The 17,270-nt window shown below is 73.8% G+C and carries 18 protein-coding genes; 5 read left to right on the top strand and 13 right to left on the bottom strand.

Going from position 1 to position 17,270, the window contains the following annotated elements; translation table 11 throughout:
* Window positions 1-255: 255 nt before the first annotated feature.
* Complete coding sequence (locus IEZ01_RS30490) at window positions 256-705, bottom strand: SRPBCC family protein (protein WP_019884361.1); 450 nt, start codon at window positions 703-705, stop codon at window positions 256-258.
* Window positions 706-817: 112 nt separating this feature from the next.
* A complete protein-coding gene (locus tag IEZ01_RS30485; RefSeq protein ID WP_189204927.1) occupies window positions 818-2,074 on the bottom strand; it encodes an MFS transporter in 1,257 nt (418 codons plus the stop codon).
* Between the two features lie 155 nt (window positions 2,075-2,229).
* On the opposite strand from IEZ01_RS30485, the gene IEZ01_RS30480 reads away from it, so the two are divergent.
* Window positions 2,230-2,661, top strand: coding sequence for a hypothetical protein (locus IEZ01_RS30480; protein WP_229833294.1), 432 nt, complete (start codon window positions 2,230-2,232; stop codon window positions 2,659-2,661).
* A gap of 3 nt (window positions 2,662-2,664) precedes the next feature.
* Here the strand turns inward: IEZ01_RS30480 and IEZ01_RS30475 are convergent, their stop codons facing one another.
* Window positions 2,665-4,038 (bottom strand): VWA domain-containing protein, encoded by a 1,374-nt coding sequence (locus tag IEZ01_RS30475; RefSeq protein ID WP_019884357.1) that lies wholly within the window; start codon window positions 4,036-4,038, stop codon window positions 2,665-2,667.
* Window positions 4,035-4,892 carry an AAA family ATPase gene (locus IEZ01_RS30470; RefSeq protein ID WP_019884356.1) on the bottom strand — a complete coding sequence of 286 codons (858 nt, stop codon included), beginning with the start codon at window positions 4,890-4,892 and terminating at the stop codon, window positions 4,035-4,037. Before IEZ01_RS30470 ends, IEZ01_RS30475 begins: the two co-directional genes overlap by 4 nt.
* 129 nt (window positions 4,893-5,021) lie before the next feature.
* Here IEZ01_RS30470 and IEZ01_RS30465 point away from each other — a divergent pair, with 129 nt between their 5' ends.
* Window positions 5,022-5,375 (top strand): hypothetical protein, encoded by a 354-nt coding sequence (locus IEZ01_RS30465; protein ID WP_019884355.1) that lies wholly within the window; start codon window positions 5,022-5,024, stop codon window positions 5,373-5,375.
* Here IEZ01_RS30465 and IEZ01_RS30460 read toward each other — a convergent pair.
* Together IEZ01_RS30460 and IEZ01_RS30455 are read right to left on the bottom strand one after the other, a co-directional pair.
* Complete coding sequence (locus IEZ01_RS30460; RefSeq protein ID WP_028797245.1) at window positions 5,354-5,722, bottom strand: cupin domain-containing protein; 369 nt, start codon at window positions 5,720-5,722, stop codon at window positions 5,354-5,356. The genes IEZ01_RS30465 and IEZ01_RS30460 overlap by 22 nt on opposite strands.
* Before the next feature lie 126 nt (window positions 5,723-5,848).
* On the bottom strand, window positions 5,849-6,337 hold the full coding sequence (locus IEZ01_RS30455; RefSeq protein WP_019884351.1) for an Lrp/AsnC family transcriptional regulator: 489 nt from the start codon (window positions 6,335-6,337) through the stop codon (window positions 5,849-5,851).
* Between the two features lie 321 nt (window positions 6,338-6,658).
* Here IEZ01_RS30455 and IEZ01_RS30450 point away from each other — a divergent pair, with 321 nt between their 5' ends.
* Both IEZ01_RS30450 and IEZ01_RS30445 read left to right on the top strand, forming a co-directional pair.
* Window positions 6,659-8,158 (top strand): FUSC family protein, encoded by a 1,500-nt coding sequence (locus tag IEZ01_RS30450; protein ID WP_028797244.1) that lies wholly within the window; start codon window positions 6,659-6,661, stop codon window positions 8,156-8,158.
* A gap of 84 nt (window positions 8,159-8,242) precedes the next feature.
* The gene (locus IEZ01_RS30445) at window positions 8,243-9,307 is read left to right on the top strand and encodes a lactonase family protein (RefSeq protein ID WP_019884348.1); all 1,065 of its coding nucleotides are present in this window, start codon (window positions 8,243-8,245) and stop codon (window positions 9,305-9,307) included.
* A 79-nt stretch (window positions 9,308-9,386) separates the two neighbouring features.
* On the opposite strand, the gene IEZ01_RS30440 is transcribed toward IEZ01_RS30445, so the two are convergent.
* From IEZ01_RS30440 to IEZ01_RS30420, 5 genes are all read right to left on the bottom strand, one after another.
* A complete protein-coding gene (locus IEZ01_RS30440; protein ID WP_028797243.1) occupies window positions 9,387-10,307 on the bottom strand; it encodes a sirohydrochlorin chelatase in 921 nt (306 codons plus the stop codon).
* Between the two features lie 95 nt (window positions 10,308-10,402).
* Window positions 10,403-11,482, bottom strand: coding sequence for an N-acetylglucosamine kinase (locus tag IEZ01_RS30435; protein ID WP_444545497.1), 1,080 nt, complete (start codon window positions 11,480-11,482; stop codon window positions 10,403-10,405).
* On the bottom strand, window positions 11,467-12,144 hold the full coding sequence (locus IEZ01_RS30430; RefSeq protein ID WP_028797242.1) for a uracil-DNA glycosylase: 678 nt from the start codon (window positions 12,142-12,144) through the stop codon (window positions 11,467-11,469). The genes IEZ01_RS30435 and IEZ01_RS30430 overlap by 16 nt, the downstream gene beginning before the upstream one ends.
* A gap of 52 nt (window positions 12,145-12,196) precedes the next feature.
* Window positions 12,197-13,282, bottom strand: coding sequence for a WD40/YVTN/BNR-like repeat-containing protein (locus tag IEZ01_RS30425; RefSeq protein ID WP_189204925.1), 1,086 nt, complete (start codon window positions 13,280-13,282; stop codon window positions 12,197-12,199).
* 146 nt (window positions 13,283-13,428) lie between these two features.
* A complete protein-coding gene (locus IEZ01_RS30420) occupies window positions 13,429-14,508 on the bottom strand; it encodes an NADH:flavin oxidoreductase/NADH oxidase (RefSeq protein ID WP_028797241.1) in 1,080 nt (359 codons plus the stop codon).
* A 137-nt stretch (window positions 14,509-14,645) separates the two neighbouring features.
* On the opposite strand from IEZ01_RS30420, the gene IEZ01_RS30415 reads away from it, so the two are divergent.
* Window positions 14,646-14,996: an ArsR/SmtB family transcription factor gene (locus IEZ01_RS30415; protein WP_019884342.1), complete on the top strand. Its 351-nt coding sequence runs from the start codon at window positions 14,646-14,648 to the stop codon at window positions 14,994-14,996.
* Between the two features lie 63 nt (window positions 14,997-15,059).
* On the opposite strand, the gene IEZ01_RS30410 is transcribed toward IEZ01_RS30415, so the two are convergent.
* Together IEZ01_RS30410 and IEZ01_RS30405 are read right to left on the bottom strand one after the other, a co-directional pair.
* Window positions 15,060-16,406, bottom strand: coding sequence for an FAD-dependent oxidoreductase (locus tag IEZ01_RS30410; protein WP_189204924.1), 1,347 nt, complete (start codon window positions 16,404-16,406; stop codon window positions 15,060-15,062).
* Between the two features lie 108 nt (window positions 16,407-16,514).
* A complete protein-coding gene (locus tag IEZ01_RS30405; RefSeq protein ID WP_189204934.1) occupies window positions 16,515-17,153 on the bottom strand; it encodes a DUF305 domain-containing protein in 639 nt (212 codons plus the stop codon).
* Window positions 17,154-17,270 lie beyond the last annotated feature (117 nt).

The following is a 17,270-nucleotide window of genomic DNA, read 5'->3' as shown; positions in this document are numbered from 1 at the left end:
CCGTGCTGAAAAGCACAGCAAATGAAAAAACGGCCTTCCCTCTTGACTTGTGTCAAATAGGGAGGAAACTCGTCATTACACCAGACAACCAGAGAGAGCCGCACCCGCTGAGGGAGACGTCCCGAAGCCCGCGTGACCCTTGTCTCGGCTCTGGCCAGGCCCCCGGCAGATCCTGCCCACGAGGGAGCCGTCAGCGACGGCTGACGACCCTCGGAGTGGAGCAGGAATGCCGGGGACTGTCGTGTGTCCGCGCGGCTACGCGGCGGTCCGCTCCAGCAGCCCCTTCAGACGCTGCTCGTTCTTCGGCATCTCCTTGCGGGCGTGCGGCCGGACGACCAGCGGGACGAGAACCTTCCCGATGCCGTGCGACTCGAAGTCCAGGGCGAGGGTCAGCCGGGAGCGCGTTCCGCCCTCCAGTGGCTCGATCGTGCCCCGCACGTCCCCGCGCACCGGGCCGTCGATGCCCTTCATGTGCCAGTACCGCGGTGGATCCATCTCGGTGATCTGCATGGTCATGGGGAACTCCCGCTTGCCCACCCGCCGGGTCACGGCGACCTTGGAGCCCACGGCCATCGGGGTGTCGCCCAGCGGCTGGGCCGAGACGGCGCTCTCCTGCCATTCGGGCAGATGGGAAGGGTCGGTCACATAGGAGAAGACCTCTTCGGGCCGACGGGAGATGTCGATGGTTTCCCTGATCTCGGACATCGTGCCCCCTTCAGGGGTGCCCCCCTTCATTGGCCTTTCGTCCAAATGATCCCACTTGGTGCCCCGCTTGGCCATGGCCGCCCGACCGCCGACCAGGCGGTCGGACGGCGGATCAGACGGCGGTACGGCGCCGGGCCGCGGCAAGCAGGCCAAGCAGCGCGAGCACCATCCAGCCCGTCAGATACAGGAACGCGGCCGCCGGTGAGAACGCCGTCCAGAGGACACCGGCGACGGTGGAGGCGGCCAGATTGCCGAAGGACTGGACGGTGGCGAGCAGCCCGAACGCCGACCCGCGCACCTCAGGCGGGGCGAGCGCGGCCACCGCCGAGTGCTGGGCCGTCTCCACGGCCCCGATCCCGGCCCCGGCGAGGACGAACGGCACGGCCAGCACCGCCACCGCGTCCCCGGCGCCCGCGAACAGCCCGTACGCCACGCCGAACAGCGCCACCCCGCCCGCCAGCACCAGCACCGGCCCCCGCGCCCCCAGCCGGTCCGACAGCCGCCCCGCCGGGACGGAAGCCGCCGCCGCGGCCACGTTGTACGCCGTGTAGAGGGCGAGCGCGACCGTGGTCGCCGTCCGTGTGCCGTACGCGGGCGCCAGCAGCTCGGAGGCGCGCAGGATCAGCAGCGTCGCGGCCACGTTGCCGACCTCGAACGCCGCCACCGCGCCCATCAGCCGCCCCAGGTCGCCCCGCAGGACCGGCCGCACCCTGATCCGCAGCGGCACCCGGTTCCGGCGGACGGGCCGTGGCGTGCGGCGGATCGCGTAGAGGATCGCGGCGGCCGCGAGCAGCCCGGGGATCACCGACAGGCCGATGGCCCAGGTCACGCCGAGCCAGGCGACCAGCCCGAGCGCGAGCAGCGGCCCGAGGATCGCGCCCAGGTTGTCCATCATCCGTTCGAAGCCGTACGCCCGTCCGTACGCCTTCACCGGCACGATGTCCGCGAGCAGCGCGTTACGGGCCGGCACCCGGATGCCCCGCGCCGTCCACGCCGCCGCCCGCAGGACGCCGACCTGCCACACGGCCGTCGCCCCGGCCGTCGCCGCACCCAGCACGGCGGTGGCCGCGTACCCGCCCACCGCCACCTTCCGCCGCCGCGACGGATCGTCGGCCAGTACGCCCCCGGCGAAGCGCGCCGCGCCCGCGAGCGCGTCCGATACCCCCTCGATCGCCCCGAGCGCGGCGGCCGGCGCCCCGAGCGTCGAGGTCAGCAGGGAGGGCAGGAGCGCGGTGGGGATCTCGTGCCCGACGTCGGCGAGCAGGCTGGCGGAGCCGATGCCCTTGACCCCGGGCGTCAGCCACGTCTCCCGGCCGGGGCCGCCGTCGGCGCTGCCTGCCGCCCCGCCGCCGGCTCCGCTCTCGCTCACGCTCCGGAGTCTTCCTCAGAAGGCCGGGCCAGGCGCGCCCGAACGCGCGGCGGACCGGCCCGGACGCCGCCGGGCGGCCGCCGACCGCCGCCGAACAGGCCTACCTCGACGCCCTCGACGCATACGACGCGGACGACCGGGGCTACAGCGAGATCATGTGCACCCGGCCCGACACCCTCGCCGCGGCCCTCGCCGACTCCCCGGCCGGACTCGCCGCCTGGATCGTCGACAAATACCGCGCCTGGAGCGACTGCGGAGGCGACCTGGAGAGCCGCTGGGACAAGGACACCGTCCTGACCGTCGCCCCCCTCTACTGGGCCACCGGCACGATCGGCTCGTCCTTCCGCCAGTACTACGACTACCACCTGAACGAACGTGTCCCGCCCATCACCGTGCCCGCGGCCGTCACCCTCAGCCATGAACCCGCCTACGCCGGCTACCCCCGCAGCCTCGCCGAACGCCAGTGCACCGACCTGCGCCACTGGTCCACCCCCGGGCGCGGCGGCCACTTCATGGCCCACGAGGAACCGGACCAGGTGGCCGCCGAACTGCGGACGTTCTTCCGGCTCCTGCGGGACGCCCGCTGACCCTCAGACCGGCAGCAGCCGCCCGATCAGCGCGCCCAGTTGCCGGGCGTTGCGGCACTCGTGCATGGTCGCCAGCGCCGCGTACGCCTCGGCGGCCGAGTCTCCCGTGGGCCACAGGGAGCGCTGCTCGGGGTTGAGCCAGTGGACCTGGCGGGCCTTGTCGGTGATGTGCCGCAGGGCGGGCAGGTTCGGGTCCCGCATGTTGGTGCGCGCGTCACCGAGGACGAAGACGGTGGTACGCGGGCCCAGCGCGTCGGCGTAGCGCTCGGCGAACTCGCCGAGTGCCGCGCCGTAGTCGCTGCGCTCGTGCCACCCCGTCACCGCCGCCTGCGCGAGGATGCGCTCACCAAGCCCCTCGGGGTCGGCCGAGCCGCGCCTGAGCAGCCCGGTCACCTCGTCGACGGTGTTGACGAAGGCGAACACCCGCACCTTGCTGAATTGCTCATGTACCGCCTGCACCAGCAGCATCGTGAAATTCGCGAACCCTGCCACCGAACCGGACACATCACAGAGCAGCACCAACTCCGGCCGTCCCGGGCGGCGCTTGCGCAGCACCGGCCGCACCGGCACCCCACCCGTCGACAGCGAGCCGCGCAAGGTCCGCCGCAGGTCGATCCGGCCGCGGGCGGCCCGCCTGCGGCGCGCGGCGAGCCGGGTGGCCAGCTTCCGGGCGAGCGGCTGCACGGTCCGGCGCAGCTCGGTGAGCTGGTCGCGGCCCGCCACGAGGAAGTCGACCCGGTCGGCGGTCGGCCGCACCGCCCGGCGCGCGATCAGCTCCGTGCCGCGCCGCTCGGCGACCCGCCGCCGCGCCTCGGTCCGTACCCGCTCCCGGAACGCCTCGATCCTGCGCCGGATCTCGTCGTCGACGAGCCGGTCGGTGAACTCCGCCCCGCCGGCCTCGCCCGCACCTTGCCGCACCGACGCCCGCACCCGCGCGAGCAGGGTCTCCGGCCGCAGCCGCGAGAGGGTCTGGTACGACGACCAGCCGTCCGAGCCGGGGGAGTTGCCGTAGCCGCCGAGCCTGTCCACGGCCTCGCCCGCCAGCCGGTCCAGCATCGCCCGGTCGTCGGCGGCCAGCGCTGCGGCGAGCCGCTCGCGCAGCGCGGCCGTGTCGAACTCCTCGTCCGGGGCGCGGCCCGTGCCCTCCCGTACCCCGACGCCGAGCGGGAAGTACAGGTCGAAGACCGGGTCGAACACCGCCCGCTGCCCCTGGTGGTGCAGGAGCGCCGCCGCCAGTCCCTCCCGCAGCCGGACCCGGTCGGCCAGCCCCAGCACGGACACCACCTGGGCCGCGTCGACCGTCTCGCCCGTACCGACCCGTACGCCGTGCGCGCGCAGCGCCCCCACCAGCCCGGTCAGCCGGTCCGGGACGCTCACACCGTGTCCAGGTCCAGGGAGGTGGCCGCCTTCACGATGTCGTCCTGGTGCTTGAGGATCACCCCGAGACTGTCGCGTACGACGGTCTCGTCCAGCGTGCCGGCGCCGAGCGCGAGCAGGGTCCGCGCCCAGTCGATCGTCTCCGCGACCGACGGCACCTTCCGCAGGTCCATCGCCCGCAGCGCGCCCACCACCCGCACCACGGAACGGGCCAGCGTCTCGTCGAGACCGGGCACCTTCAGGGTGACGATCCGGCGCTCCAACTCCTCCTCCGGGAAACCGATGTGGAGGAAGAGGCAGCGGCGGCGCAGCGCCTCGGACAGTTCGCGGGTGGCGTTGGAGGTGAGGACGGTGAACGGCCGCCGGGTCGCGGTGATCGTGCCCAGCTCCGGCACCGTGACCTGGAAGTCGCTCAGCACCTCGAGCAGCAGCCCCTCGACCTCGACGTCAGCCTTGTCCATCTCGTCGACCAGGAGCACCGTCGGCTCGTCTCCGCGGATGGCCGTCAGCAGCGGCCGGGCCAGCAGGAACTCCTCGCTGAAGATGTCCGTACGGGTCTCGTCCCAGCTCTCGTCGCGGCCCGCCGTGATTCGCAGCAGCTGCTTGGCGTGGTTCCACTCGTACAGCGCGCGGGCCTCGTCGACGCCCTCGTAGCACTGGAGCCGCACCAGCCGGGCTGCGGCGGCCTCGGCGACGGCCTTGGCCAGCCCGGTCTTGCCGACCCCGGCCGGGCCCTCGACCAGCAGCGGCTTGCCGAGCCGGGCGGCGAGGAAGACGGTGGTGGCGACCGCGGGGGAGACGAGATAGCCGGTGGCGGCCAGTCGCTCGGTGACATCGTCCACGGACGTGAACAACAGGGCCTCCAGCTGGGCGCGCGACGACGGTCAATGACCGCACTTGATCAGCTCCCGGCCTCCCCGCACAACGGGTGAGCGCTCGTTCATGTCGAACATCACGCTCCACCATCCGGCCGCCACCTCGAAATGGCCCACGCGACGGGGTGCCGCTGGGCCGGATCGCCGACCGGCGCGGGGCCGCGCGGGGCCGCCGTCGTCCTCGCCACGGCCACGAGCACCGCCGTCGCCTCGTTCCTCGTCATCCGCTCCTTCGGGACAGGAGTCACCGTCGCCCGGCCCCTCGGGCCGCTGCTGCTGACCGCACGCCTGGTCACCTGGGGCGTACCGGGCGGGCTGCTGCTCGGCGGGCTCGTCCTCGGCGCGCGTCGTACGCCATGGGGGCCGGTTCGCGCGCCGGGCCGCCGAGCGGGACGCGCGGGCGCGGGGGCCGACCGGGGTGCCGACGCCGGGCGGGAGCCTCAGCCGGAAGGCTTGGCGTAGTCGACGAAGCCCTGCCAGTCGAGCGCCACACACGGTTCGTCGCCGACCACCCAGGCGTCGTGTCCGGGCGGGCAGACCATGCTGTCACCGGGGCCGAACTCCTCCTCCGCCCCATCGTTCATCCGCACCCTGATCCGGCCGGACACGACGTAGCCCACGTGCGAGGCTTCACAGCTGTCGGTGCCGGCGATCGGCTTCACATGTTCGGACCAGCGCCAGCCGGGCTGGAACGTGGCCCGCCCCACCGAAGCGCCTTCCATGTCGACCAGTTCGAGCTGGCCCATGCCCGCCTCGAAGGGGCGGGTCTCGTCAGGGGTGTTCAGGCTTCTCTTGATGAGACCGGGCATCGTGTCATCTCCCTCGCCGGCTGCCCAGGCGGACATCGCCGCCGCGAGGACAGCCTTCCTCCTTCAGGCTACGCGCGGCCCACCGGTCGGTCCTGCTGGGCGTACGGCTCCCCGACGCCGTGAGGGTCATGCCGTCCGCCCCGGCCCCGACGCCCGGCCGACCGCCTCGACCAGCGGCAGCAGCCGGTACGGCACCCGCTCCCGCAGCGCCATCTCCGTCCGCGTCCGCACCACCCCGGGCAGCTGGATCAGCCGCTGGATCACATCTTCCAGATGGCCGTTGTCCCGGGCGACGACCCGGGTCAGCAGGTCCCCGCCACCGGTGATCGAGAACGCCTCCACGATCTCCGGCACGGCCGCCAGTGCGTCGCCGACTTCGTCCAGATGGCCCTGGGTCACCTCGATGTGCACGAAGGCGAGGACTGGATGGCCGAGCGCGGCGGGCGACAGGAACGGACCGGTGCCCGTGATCACTCCGTCCCGCTCCAGCCGGTCGATCCGCGCCTGGAGCGTGCCCCGCGCGATGCCGAGGATCCGCGCGTACTCCCGCACGCTCGTGCGCGGCCGCTCCAGGAGGAGCCGGAGGATGCGGGTGTCGAGTTCATCCACCGCCATGGTCCGTTGGCCTCCCTCCGGCCGGGCTGTCAGCGCCGTGACTGTACCAATGGCTCAGTGTACGAGGAGGCAGTTGAGCCACTGGTGCCTCCGATGCTTCCATCGTCGGGTAGATGGCGCCGCGCACGCGCCGGACCGGCGAAGGAGCCGGCCCCGGACCCGCGGCGCCTTTGCCATGTCCGAAAAACTCCGAAGTCCCGAAGGGTGTGCGTGTTCGGCAGTGGGGGCGGGACGACCGCCGTGAAGGGCGCGTCGAGCGTCGAGAACAGCTTCAAGAGCAGGTCCGGGAGGGGCGCCGCCCTCGTCGGCGCGGTGCGGCGGATGTTCGTCGCCCCCGACCCCGGACGCGTCCGGCTGCGCGTCTCCACCCGTGCCGTGCTGGGTGTCGCGCTCGCGGTGGCCGCCGCCGAGCTCGCCGGGCTCTCCCTGACCGCCTCCATCACCGGTGGTCTCGCCGCCCTCCTCGCCCTGTTCACCGTCGCCGACCCGACGGTCCGCCGTCAGGCCGTCACCACGGCCCTGCTGCCTGTCGTCGGCTTCCCCGTCCTCGCCCTGGCCACCACTGTGCACGGGGCCCCTCTCGTACGCGACTCGGTCTGGCTCGCGGTCGTCTTCTGCGGTGTGTACGCCCGCCGCTGGGGGCCGCGCGGCCACGCGCTCGGCATCTTCGCGTTCATGATGTTCTTCGTCACGCAGTTCCTGCACGCGCTCCCGGCCCAGCTGCCGGAGCTGTACGGAGCCGTGGCCCTGGCGCTCGCCGCCGTCTCCACCGTCCGCTTCGGCGTCTGGTGCATCGAACGGCGGGTGCCACCGCCCGCCGCACCGACCCCGCTGCCCGGCCGCGGCTTCGACCGCCCGACCACCCGGCAGGCCTTCCAGGCCACCGTGGCCTGCGCGGTCGCCCTCGCCGCCGGACAGATGCTCTCCCAGGAGCGCTGGTACTGGGCCGTCGGCACCGCCTGGTGGATCTTCGTCAACACCACGTCGCGGGGCGAGACGCTGGTCCGCGGCTTCCGCCGGGTCCTCGGCACCGTCATCGGCATCGCGGCCGGACTGCTCATCGCCGTACCGCTGGGCGGCGCCCCCGGCCCCACCGCCCTCCTGGTCGCCGTCTGCGTCTTCGGCATCTTCTACACCGCCGCCCCCTCCTACAGCTGGATGATGTTCTTCGTCACCGTGATGGCCGGGCTGCTCTACGGACTCCTCGGTGTTCTGCACCCGGGGCTGCTCCTCCTGCGCTTCGAGGAGACCGCGGTGGGCGCCCTCGGCGCGGTGGCCGGTGTCGCCCTGATCCTGCCCGTCACCACGCACGCCGCCACCAACGCCTGGATCCAGCGCGCCCTGACCTGCGTCCACGCCTGCACGGCCGCCGCCGCCCGGCGCCTCGCGGGTGACCCCGAGGCCGACCCGGCGCCGCTCGCGGCCGAGCTGGAGCTGCTGCTCGGGCGCGTACGGCTCTCCCTCGCCCCGCTCGTACACCCGCTCAGCCCCCTGCGGGCCCGCAAGGCACGGGCGCGCCAGGTCATCGCCCTGCTCGACACCTGCGCGCGGGAGATCCGCGGCCTGTCCGCCGTGGCGGCCGACCCGGCCGCCTCGCACGACGCCCGGCTCGTCGCCGCCGCCTGGCGTGTCGAGGCCGCCGTCCACGCGCTGGTCAGCCCCGACGAGCCGGTACGCCCCACGCCGGGCGAGGTGGCCGCCCCGCACCACCACCCCGGCGCCGAGGCGGCGCTCGGCCACCTCCAAGGCCTGGAGCGGGCGCTCGCCGACCTGGCCACCCCGCTGCGCTCCGCCCCGGGCGCCCCGCTGGTCTCCGCCTGACCTCTTGCCACCAACACCCCTCTTTGGTCTAGACCGCCTGCTACCGTCGGCGTGATCACGCGGACCGGGCAGAGGGGAGACGCCATGGGCGGCACAGACGGGAAGACGGCGGGTCTACGGGCCTACATCGGTTCGTTCACCTCGGCCGGCGGACGAGGGATCACCGCCGCGACCGTGGACGAGGCGACCGGCGCCCTCACCCCGACCGGCTGGACGGACGCCGTCGCCGACCCCTCCTACCTCGCGCTCGACCCCTCCCGGCCTGTGCTCCACGCCGTCTCGGAGACCGAGGAGGGGGCCGTCGCGGCCTTCTCCGTCGACGGCCCTGGGCCCCGGCCGCTGGGCGAGCCGGTGGCCGTACGGGGCTCAGGCCCCACCCATCTGTGCGTCACCGCGGGGCACGTCCTGACCGCCAACTACGGCTCCGGCAGCGTCACCGCCCTGCCGCTCGCCCCGGACGGCACGCCCGGGCCCGCCCGCGACGTGCTCCGGCACGAAGGCGGCGGCCCGGACCCCGACCGGCAGAGCGGGCCCCACGCCCACCAGGTGCTTCCGGACCCGAGCGGCCGCTGGGTGCTCGCCGTGGACCTCGGCACCGACAGCGTGACCGTCGCCGCCCTCGACCCCTCGGGCGGCACCCTCCGGCTCCACAGCCAGGCCCGGCTGCGCCCCGGCTCGGGCCCACGGCACCTCGCCTTCCACCCCTCCGGCACGTACGCCTACATCCTCAACGAACTGACGCCCACCCTCACCGTCTGCCGCTGGGACGCGGAGAAGGGCGCCCTGACGCCGCTCCACGAGGTCCCGGTCCTCCCCGAGGACACCCCTGCTGGAACGGTGCGGTGGTACCCCTCGGGGATCGTCGTCGCGCCCGACGGACGCTTCCTCTGGGCCGCCGTACGCGGCCACGACGGCATCGCCGTCCTCGCGCTCGACCCGGCCGGTGAGCGGCCCGCCCCGGTCGCCGCCGTCGGCTGCGGCGGACGCTGGCCCCGCGACCTCGCCCTGGACCCCTCGGGCCGCCGCCTCTACGTCGCCAACGAGCGCTCCGGCGACGTGACCTGGTTCGACCTCGACCCCGAGACCGGCCTGCCGCGGCGTAAGGGCGCCCTGGAGGCCCCCGCGGCCTCCTGCGTGGTCCTCGGCTGACTGTCCCCGCCGCAACGCGTGAGGGCCCGCACCGGACATCCGGTGCGGGCCCTCACGTACGTACCAGCGAACCGCCAGGTCAGCGGACCGGTGCCCCCTGCGGCTGCGCCGGGATGCCGAGCGCGGTCGTGTACTGGGCCAGCACCAGCTTGCCGATGGCCGGGTACGCGCCCAGCGGCTCGGCGGCCTGGCAGCCGGCCTCCTTCGCGGCGTCCTCGAGCAGCCCCTCCGCCAGCTCAGGACCGATCAGGTACGGGGCCAGCGCGAGCTGCGCCGAACCCGAACCGCGCAGCTGCTCCGCGACCGCGGTGATGGAACCCTCCTGGTCCAGCGCGGCGGCCATCACCGGCACCGCCAGGCGCGCGGCCAGCAGCATGCCCGTGATACCGGCGGCCTGCACGGCCTCCTCGCCGCCCACCGTGGCCAGGACGATGCCGTCGGCCGCCGTGGCGACCGTGAACAGCCGGGCACGGTCGGCGCGGGCCAGACCGGCCTCGGAGAGCCGTACGTGCACGGCCTCCGCGAGCAGCGGGTGCGGGCCGAGCACATCGGTCAGCTGGGCGGTGGCACGGCTGTCGGTCACGGCCTGGCGTATCGCCCGCACCAGCGCGCTGTCCGGGCCCGCGAGCAGCGGCACCACGACCGCGTCCGGGCCGGTGGGCTCCTCGACCTCGCGGCCGGCGGCCTGGGCGAGCTCGTAGCGCTCCACGCGCAGGGCCGCGGTCCGCGTCAGCACGGTCGCCAGCGTGGGGTACTCGTCGTCGTCGCCGTCCAGGTACCCGATGGCCGCCTCCAGGCCGGGCAGCTCGGAGCGCGCGATGCTGACGACCTCTTCGGCCAGGCTGCGCACGGCCGCGGACGGGGCGCCGGGAACGGCGAGAACGAGCGCGGGTGCGCCCTCGGGGGCCGCCGCGGGTTCAGGGCGACGGTGCCGCCCGGACTGACGGGGTCGCGGCATTCGTACAGGCAGGCCGGAAGCGGGCCCAGTGGGGGAGCTCATGGCGCCGCATGCTACTGGTTTTGCCCCTGGGACTGCTCGGGGAGGGGGCATTCCCGTGCCATCTGTCCGGCTTTGTCCGTTGGGTTCGGTACCGGTCAACTGCCCTGAAATGCCGGTACGCAGAGCATGCGGCCGTCCTGAGGCAGCCGCAGCGCGCCGGTGGCCAGGGCCGAGGCGATCCGCAGCGCACCGGTCAGCGGATCCCCCTGCGCCGACACCGGCCGGGCGTGCGGGAGTTGCCCGGCGAGCTCCGCCCGCAGCGGAACGAGCAGCGGCTCGCCCAGCTTGAACAGCCCTCCGGTCAGGGCCACTTCACACTCGGCCTCCGTCGACGCCGGATCCGGGCACACCGCCGCCGCCGTCTCCGCGATGTGCCCGGCGGCCCGTGCCAGGACGGCCGCGGCCACCGGGTCGCCGTCCGTCGCGCAGGCGGCCACCTCGGGCGCGAAGGACGCGAGGACGGCCGGCCGCTCGGAGCGCGGGTACAGCAGTCCGGGCAGCCCGTCCGCCGCTGTCCCGAACGCCGCCCCGGCCCGCGCGAGAAGCGCCGCGGAGCCGCCGCGGCGCCCGTCGAACGCCCGCATCGCCGCCTCCAGGCCCGCCCGCCCGATCCAGGCGCCGCTGCCGCAGTCCCCGAGCAGATGACCCCACCCGTCCGCCCGGCGCCACCCGGACGCGGCCGACAGGTCCGTGCCGAGGGCGATCAGGCCGGTGCCGCCCGCGACCACCGCCCCGGGCCGCTGCCCGAGCGCCCCGGCGTACGCGGTGACGGCATCGGCGGCCAGCGCCAGGCGCCGTACCCCGAGCGCCCGCTCCAGGGCCGAGGGCAGCTCGCTCCGCAGCCCGTCGCCGAGCGTCGCCATCCCGGCGGCCCCGACCGCCACCGCGGCCAGCTCCGCCCCCGCCGCCGGACCACCCGGGACCGGGGCGTCCGGTCGCGGCGCCGCCGTGGCGCCCACCCGTGCCAGCAGCTCCCGGGCCGCGGGCAGCAGTTGGGCCAGCAGGTGCCCGGCGTCGATCCCGGACGCGCCCGTCCGTACCGGCTCCCGGGAGGAGACGGTCTCCACCGGCGTGCCCGTGGCCGCGTCCGCGAGGGCGATCCGCAGCCCGGAGCCGCCCGAGTCGACCCCGAGCACCCAGCCGGACGCGGCCGCCGGTCTCACGGGAGGCGCCAGTCGACCGGCTGCGCCCCCTGACGGACCAGCAGGTCGTTGGCGCGGCTGAACGGGCGTGAGCCGAAGAACCCCCGGTCCGCGGACATCGGCGAAGGGTGCGACGACTCGATCGCCGGCAGGTTCCCGAGCAGCGGGCGCAGATTGCGGGCATCACGCCCCCACAGCACGGACACCAGTGGCTTGCCGCGTGCGGCGAGCGCCTTGATGGCCTGCTCGGTCACCTCCTCCCACCCCTTGCCGCGGTGCGCGGCAGGCTTGCGCGGCGCCGTCGTGAGCGCCCTGTTGAGCAACAGCACCCCCTGCCGTGTCCAAGGGGTCAGGTCGCCGTTGGACGGCCTCGGCGCGCCCACGTCGGTGTGCATCTCGCGGAAGATGTTCTCCAGGCTTCCCGGCAGGGGCTGTACCTCCGGGGCCACCGAGAAGCTGAGCCCCACCGCGTGTCCCGGAGTCGGGTACGGGTCCTGGCCGACGATGAGGACCCGCACCTCGTCGAAGGGCTGCTGGAAGGCGCGCAGGACATGCGCTCCGGCCGGTAGGTAGGTCCGTCCCGCCGCGATCTCCCCGCGGAGGAAGTCGCCCATGGACGCGATGCGTTCGGCCACGGGTGCGAGGGCTTCCGCCCACCCCGGCTCGACGATTTCTTTCAAGGGTCGTGCTGCCACGCCGTCACTCTACTGGCGCAGCCGTACTCTCCCGACCCGCTCGGGGCGGCGCTCAGCCGATCACCGCCGCCCGTACGCACAGCACGTCCGGCAGATGCGCGGCCACCTGCTGCCAGCTGTCACCGTCGTCCGCGCTCGCGTACACCTCGCCGTTGCGGTTGCCGAAGTAGACGCCCGCCGGATCCGCGTCGTCCGTACGCATCGCGTCCCGCAGCACCGTGCCGTAGTGGTCGCCGTCGGGCAGCCCGGCCGACAGCGGCTCCCAGCTGCGGCCCGCGTCACCCGTACGGTAGACCCGGCACCGCCGTCCCGCCGGGACCCGGTCCTCGTCGGCGTTGATGGGGAACACATAGGCCACGTCGGGCCGGTGGGGATGGGCGGCGACCGCGAAGCCGAAGTCGGAGGGCAGTCCCTCACCGATGTCGGTCCAGCTGCCGCCTGCGTCGTCGCTGCGGTACACCCCCCAGTGGTTCTGGAGGTACAGCCGGTCCGCGTTGCCCGCGTCCTGGGCGATCTTGTGCACGCACTGGCCGAACTCCGGATGCGGATCGGGCAGGAAGACCGCCGAGACCCCCTTGTTGGACGGAGCCCAGCTGTCCCCGCCGTCCAGGGAGCGGAACACCCCGGCCGCCGACACGGCCACCGTCAGGGCCTCGGGGGCCCGCGGGTCGGTCACGACGGTGTGCACGGCCTCGCCGCCGCCACCCGGCTCCCACCGGGACCGGGTGGGGTGCTCCCACAGCGGCCGCACCAGCTCGAAGGTCTCGCCGCGGTCCTCGGAGCGGAAGAGCGCGGCCGGCTCCGTGCCCGCGAACACCACGTCCGGCTGCTCGGGCCCGGCCGGCTGAAGCTGCCAGACACGCTCCAGCGAAGCACCCGTGTCCTTGGGGAACTTGATCGCCTGCCGCTTCGGCTCGGTCCAGTTCGCGCCGAGGTCGTCGGAGTGGAACACCGAAGGACCCCAGTGCGAGCTGTCTCCCCCGACGAGCAGTCTCGGCACGTCCCGGCGCGTGTCGATGCCGATCGCGTACACGGCCTGCGCGTTGAAGAACGGGCCGTCCAGCTTCCACCGGCCGCCGCGCCTGCGGCCGAGGAAAAGCCCCTTACGAGTACCTACCGCGAGTAGTACGTCGGACATCGCCGACACCTCCAAAACGCCGTTGTCTCGGATAGGGGCAAGTCTGCACCCGGCCACTGACAACGGCCCTTGGAGCCGTCGTTTACGCAGGTCGGCCCGGTCGTGTCCGCCTTCGCGGCGGACGACCGGGCCGGTCCAGGGGTGGATCAGATCGCCCAGGCGTACTGGTCGGGGGTGGCCGTCCGGGCGCCGAGCTCCCGGGCGGCGTGCAGTGCCCACGACGGGTTGCGCAGCAGTTCCCGGCCGAGCAGGACCGCGTCAGCCTCACCGTTGGCGACGATCTTCTCGGCCTGCGCGGTGTCGGTGATCAGGCCCACGGCCGCGACCGGCAGGTCCGTCTCGGCCTTCACCCGCGCGGCGAACGGCACCTGGTAGCCGGGCCCGACCGGAATCGAGGCGTCCTTGACGTTGCCGCCGCTCGACACGTCGAGCAGGTCCACGCCGTGCTCCTTGAGCAGGCGGGCGAGGCGGACCGTGTCGTCACCGCCCCAGCCGCCCTCCTCCAGCCAGTCGGTGGCGGAGATCCGGAAGAACAGCGGCAGTTCCCCGGGCCACACCTCGCGCACCGCGTCGACCACTTCGAGGGCGAGGCGGGTGCGGTTCTCGAAGGAGCCGCCGTACTCGTCGGTGCGGCGGTTGCTGTGCGGGGAGAGGAACTCGCCGATCAGGTAGCCGTGGGCGCCGTGCAGTTCCAGCACCTCGAAGCCGGCCGCCAGGGCCCGCTCGGCCGCCGCCCTGAACTTCCCCACGATCTCCTTGATCCCGTCCGTCGTCAGCTCGGTCGGTACGGGGTACCCCTCGCCGAACGGCACCGGGCTCGGGGCGACCGGCTGCCAGCCGTGGTCCTCGGGCGCCACCGGACCGCGGCCCTCCCAGGGGCGCCGGGTCGAGGCCTTGCGGCCGGCGTGTCCGAGCTGGATGCCGGGAACGGTCCCGCGCTCCTTCAGGAACGCGGCGATCCGGCGGAGGGGCTTGATCTGGGTGTCGTTCCACAGTCCGAGGTCGGCGGGGCTGATCCGGCCCTCGGGGGAGACGGCGGTGGCCTCCACCAGGATCAGTCCGGTGCCGCCGGCGGCCCGGGCGGCGTAGTGCGCGAAGTGCCAGTCATGGGCGACGCCCGCGTTCGGGCCGAAGACTTCGGCCGAGTACTGGCACATCGGAGCCATCCAGACGCGGTTGGGAATGGTCAGCGACCGCAGGGTGTAAGGCTCGAACAGGGCGCTCACGGCGGACTCCACTTCACGACGGGGCGGGGGAACCGAGGGCTCCCGGCTCACGCTTGTACGATACCCATCGTAGTACGGCGACTGTCAAACTACGATGGGTCTCGTACAATGGAGTCCCCGGACGAAGTGGAGCCGCAGTGACCACCGCCGCCACCCCCCGCTCTCTCGAGCACCCCACGCGCGCCGAGATCCGCCTGGAGGGCGTCCTGCACGCGCTCGCCGACCCTGTCCGGCTCCAGGTGGTCCGTGAACTGGCCGCGGCCGAGGACGAGCTGTCCTGCTCGTACTTCGACCTGCCGGTCACCAAGTCGACCACCACGCACCACTTCCGCGTCCTGCGCGAGAGCGGGGTGATCCGGCAGACCTACCGGGGGACGGCCAAGATGAACGGCATACGCCGTGACGACCTCGAGGCGCTCTTCCCCGGCCTGCTGGCCGGCGTCCTCGCCGCGGCCGACGCCGAGGCGGCCCGCCCGTCCGGCACCTGACCGCCCCAGTCCGCCGGTCCGGCGCCTGGCGCCCCTGGGAGGGCCGCCGGCCCGGCGGCCTCCTCAGCCGGGGCCCAGTGCCGCTCCGCGCAGCCCCGCCCAGTCCGGGATCTTCACCGTCTGGCGGCCCAGCGAGCGGCCCAGGGCGGCCTCCGCCTCCTCGATGGCCAGCCAGCCCGGCCACTCGACCGGATGGTGCCCCAGCGCCCTCATCGCCGCGAGCGGGTCCTCCTCGACGGTCCGCCGGGCCAGCGCGTGGGTGTCCGAGAGCAGGGAGGTGACCGTCTCCTTGGCGCAGGGGCGGTTGGTGCCGATCACACCGGTCGGGCCCCGCTTGATCCAGCCGGCCACGTACTCGCCCAGGGACGGCGCGCCGTCCCGCAGCACGCGCCCCGCGCTGTGCGGCACCGTCCCGCGCCGCTCGTCGAAGGGGAGCCCGACCGGCGGCGCGCCCCGGTACCCGACCGCCCGCAGCACCAGCTGGGCCTCGATGTCCTCGTACGCACCCGTGCCCCGCACCCCGCCGGCTCCATCCGGAACCGTCCGCTCGAACCGCACCCCGGCCACCCGGCCGTCCGCCTCCAGGAACTCGGCCGGCCGCAGGAAGAACCGCAGCGTGATCCGGCGGTCCAGGCCGCGCGGGTGCCGGTCGGACCAGCTCCGCACGACCTCCAGGTTGCGCCGGTTGACCGCGGGCAGCCCGGACGGGTCGGCGAACGCCGGATCGAGCGCGAGGTCCTCGGGGTTCACGACCACATCGGCTCCGGGCAGCGCACCCAGCTCGCGCAGTTCCTTGGTGGTGAACTTGGCCTGCCCGGGCCCCCGCCGGCCCACCATGTGCACCTCTCGCACCAGGGATCCCGCCAGCGCCGTCAGCGCGGTCTCCGGCACATCGGTCGGACGCAACTCGTCCGCCCCGCGCGCCAGGATGCGGGTGACGTCCACCGCCACGTTCCCCACCCCGATCACCACGGCCGAGCGGGCCCCCAGCGCGAAACCGTTGCCCGCTGCGTCCGGGTGGGCGCTGTACCAGGAGACGAAGTCGGTGGCTGAGACGCTTCCGGGCAGGTCCTCGCCCGGTACTCCTAGCCGGCGGTCGCGCGCGGCGCCCACGCAGTAGACCACCGCGTGGTAGAGCCCGAGGAGCCGCTGCGGGGTGAGGCCGTGCGCCCCGATCTCCACATTGCCGACGAAGCCGATCCGCTCGTGCTCCAGGACGGTGCGCAGATTGTTCTGCAGGGACTTGATCTTCTGGTGGTCGGGGGCGACCCCGTACCGCACCAGGCCGTACGGGCAGGGGAGCCGGTCCAGGACGTGCACCCGGACATCGGGCACCAGGGTCTGCTCCACCAGCGACTGGGCGGCGTAGACCCCGCTGGGTCCGGAACCGACGACGGCGACACGCAGCACGGCCGTACTCCTTCCCACCGGGGTTTCCAGCATCGCACCGCCGCGCCCCGGACGGGAGAGGCGCGCGGGTGATGTCGCGGCCGGCCCCCGCCGGTCACACCGCCGCGCTCAGAGCGAACGCATCCGGTTGATCTCGGCCGTCTGCTGGGCGATCACGTCGTTGGCCATCTCCTCGATCTGCACGTTGTTGCCCTCGGAGAGGGCCTCGGCGGCCATGGTCACCGCACCCTGGTGGTGGGTCGTCATCAGCTTCAGGAAGAGTTCGTCGAAGGCCGTGCCCCGGGCGGCGCGGAGCTGGGTCAGCTGCGCCTCGGTGGCCATACCCGGCATGGTGTGGTGGTCGTGGCCGGTGCTGGGCCGAGGGCCGCCGTGGGCTTTCAGCCAGCCCCGCATGGCACCGATCTCCGGCTGCTGGGCGGCGGCGATCCGCGCGGCCACCTTCTTCACCTGCGGGGAAGCGGCCCGGTCCGGCGCGAGGGCGGTCATCGTCAGCGCCTGCGCGTGGTGCGTGATCATCATTTGGGCGTAGCGGAAGTCGGCCGAGTTGGGTGAGTCGTCGGCCACCGAACGGGCGGCCTCCTCGGGTGAGATGGTGCGGGCCGGCTCGCCCGGCCTGCCCGGGGCCACGACCACCGGCCCCCCGTCCGCGGCGGCGCCGGACGCGGCCGGGGGCTCCGATTCGCAGGCGACCAGCGTGAACAGGGCGCCGGCGACGGTCGCGGCGACGGCGGCCGAGCGGGCGCGCATGGCTCTGCGGTTCGGCACGGTGACCTCCTTGGTGCGGCTGGGTGGCGGGGCGGGACAGCTTCTAGCACTGTTTCCGACACGACTGATCAAAAACTTGCAGGACGTCTCTGTTGCCAT

It is taken from the genome of Streptomyces purpureus, assembly GCF_014648195.1.
Lineage (GTDB): Bacteria > Actinomycetota > Actinomycetes > Streptomycetales > Streptomycetaceae > Streptomyces > Streptomyces purpureus.
This window is presented reverse-complemented; position numbering and strand designations above follow the sequence as displayed.

Excerpts from the sequence above, each read along its gene's own strand:
- IEZ01_RS30490 (WP_019884361.1), bottom strand. The coding sequence starts at position 705 with ATGTCCGAGATCAGGGAAACCATCGACATCTCCCGTCGGCCCGAAGAG.
- IEZ01_RS30480 (WP_229833294.1), top strand. The coding sequence starts at position 2,230 with ATGTGCACCCGGCCCGACACCCTCGCCGCGGCCCTCGCCGACTCCCCG.
- IEZ01_RS30465 (WP_019884355.1), top strand. The coding sequence starts at position 5,022 with ATGGCCCACGCGACGGGGTGCCGCTGGGCCGGATCGCCGACCGGCGCG.
- IEZ01_RS30460 (WP_028797245.1), bottom strand. The coding sequence starts at position 5,722 with ATGCCCGGTCTCATCAAGAGAAGCCTGAACACCCCTGACGAGACCCGC.
- IEZ01_RS30455 (WP_019884351.1), bottom strand. The coding sequence starts at position 6,337 with ATGGCGGTGGATGAACTCGACACCCGCATCCTCCGGCTCCTCCTGGAG.
- IEZ01_RS30450 (WP_028797244.1), top strand. The coding sequence starts at position 6,659 with ATGTTCGTCGCCCCCGACCCCGGACGCGTCCGGCTGCGCGTCTCCACC.
- IEZ01_RS30445 (WP_019884348.1), top strand. The coding sequence starts at position 8,243 with ATGGGCGGCACAGACGGGAAGACGGCGGGTCTACGGGCCTACATCGGT.
- IEZ01_RS30440 (WP_028797243.1), bottom strand. The coding sequence starts at position 10,307 with ATGAGCTCCCCCACTGGGCCCGCTTCCGGCCTGCCTGTACGAATGCCG.
- IEZ01_RS30425 (WP_189204925.1), bottom strand. The coding sequence starts at position 13,282 with ATGTCCGACGTACTACTCGCGGTAGGTACTCGTAAGGGGCTTTTCCTC.
- IEZ01_RS30405 (WP_189204934.1), bottom strand. The coding sequence starts at position 17,153 with ATGCGCGCCCGCTCGGCCGCCGTCGCCGCGACCGTCGCCGGCGCCCTG.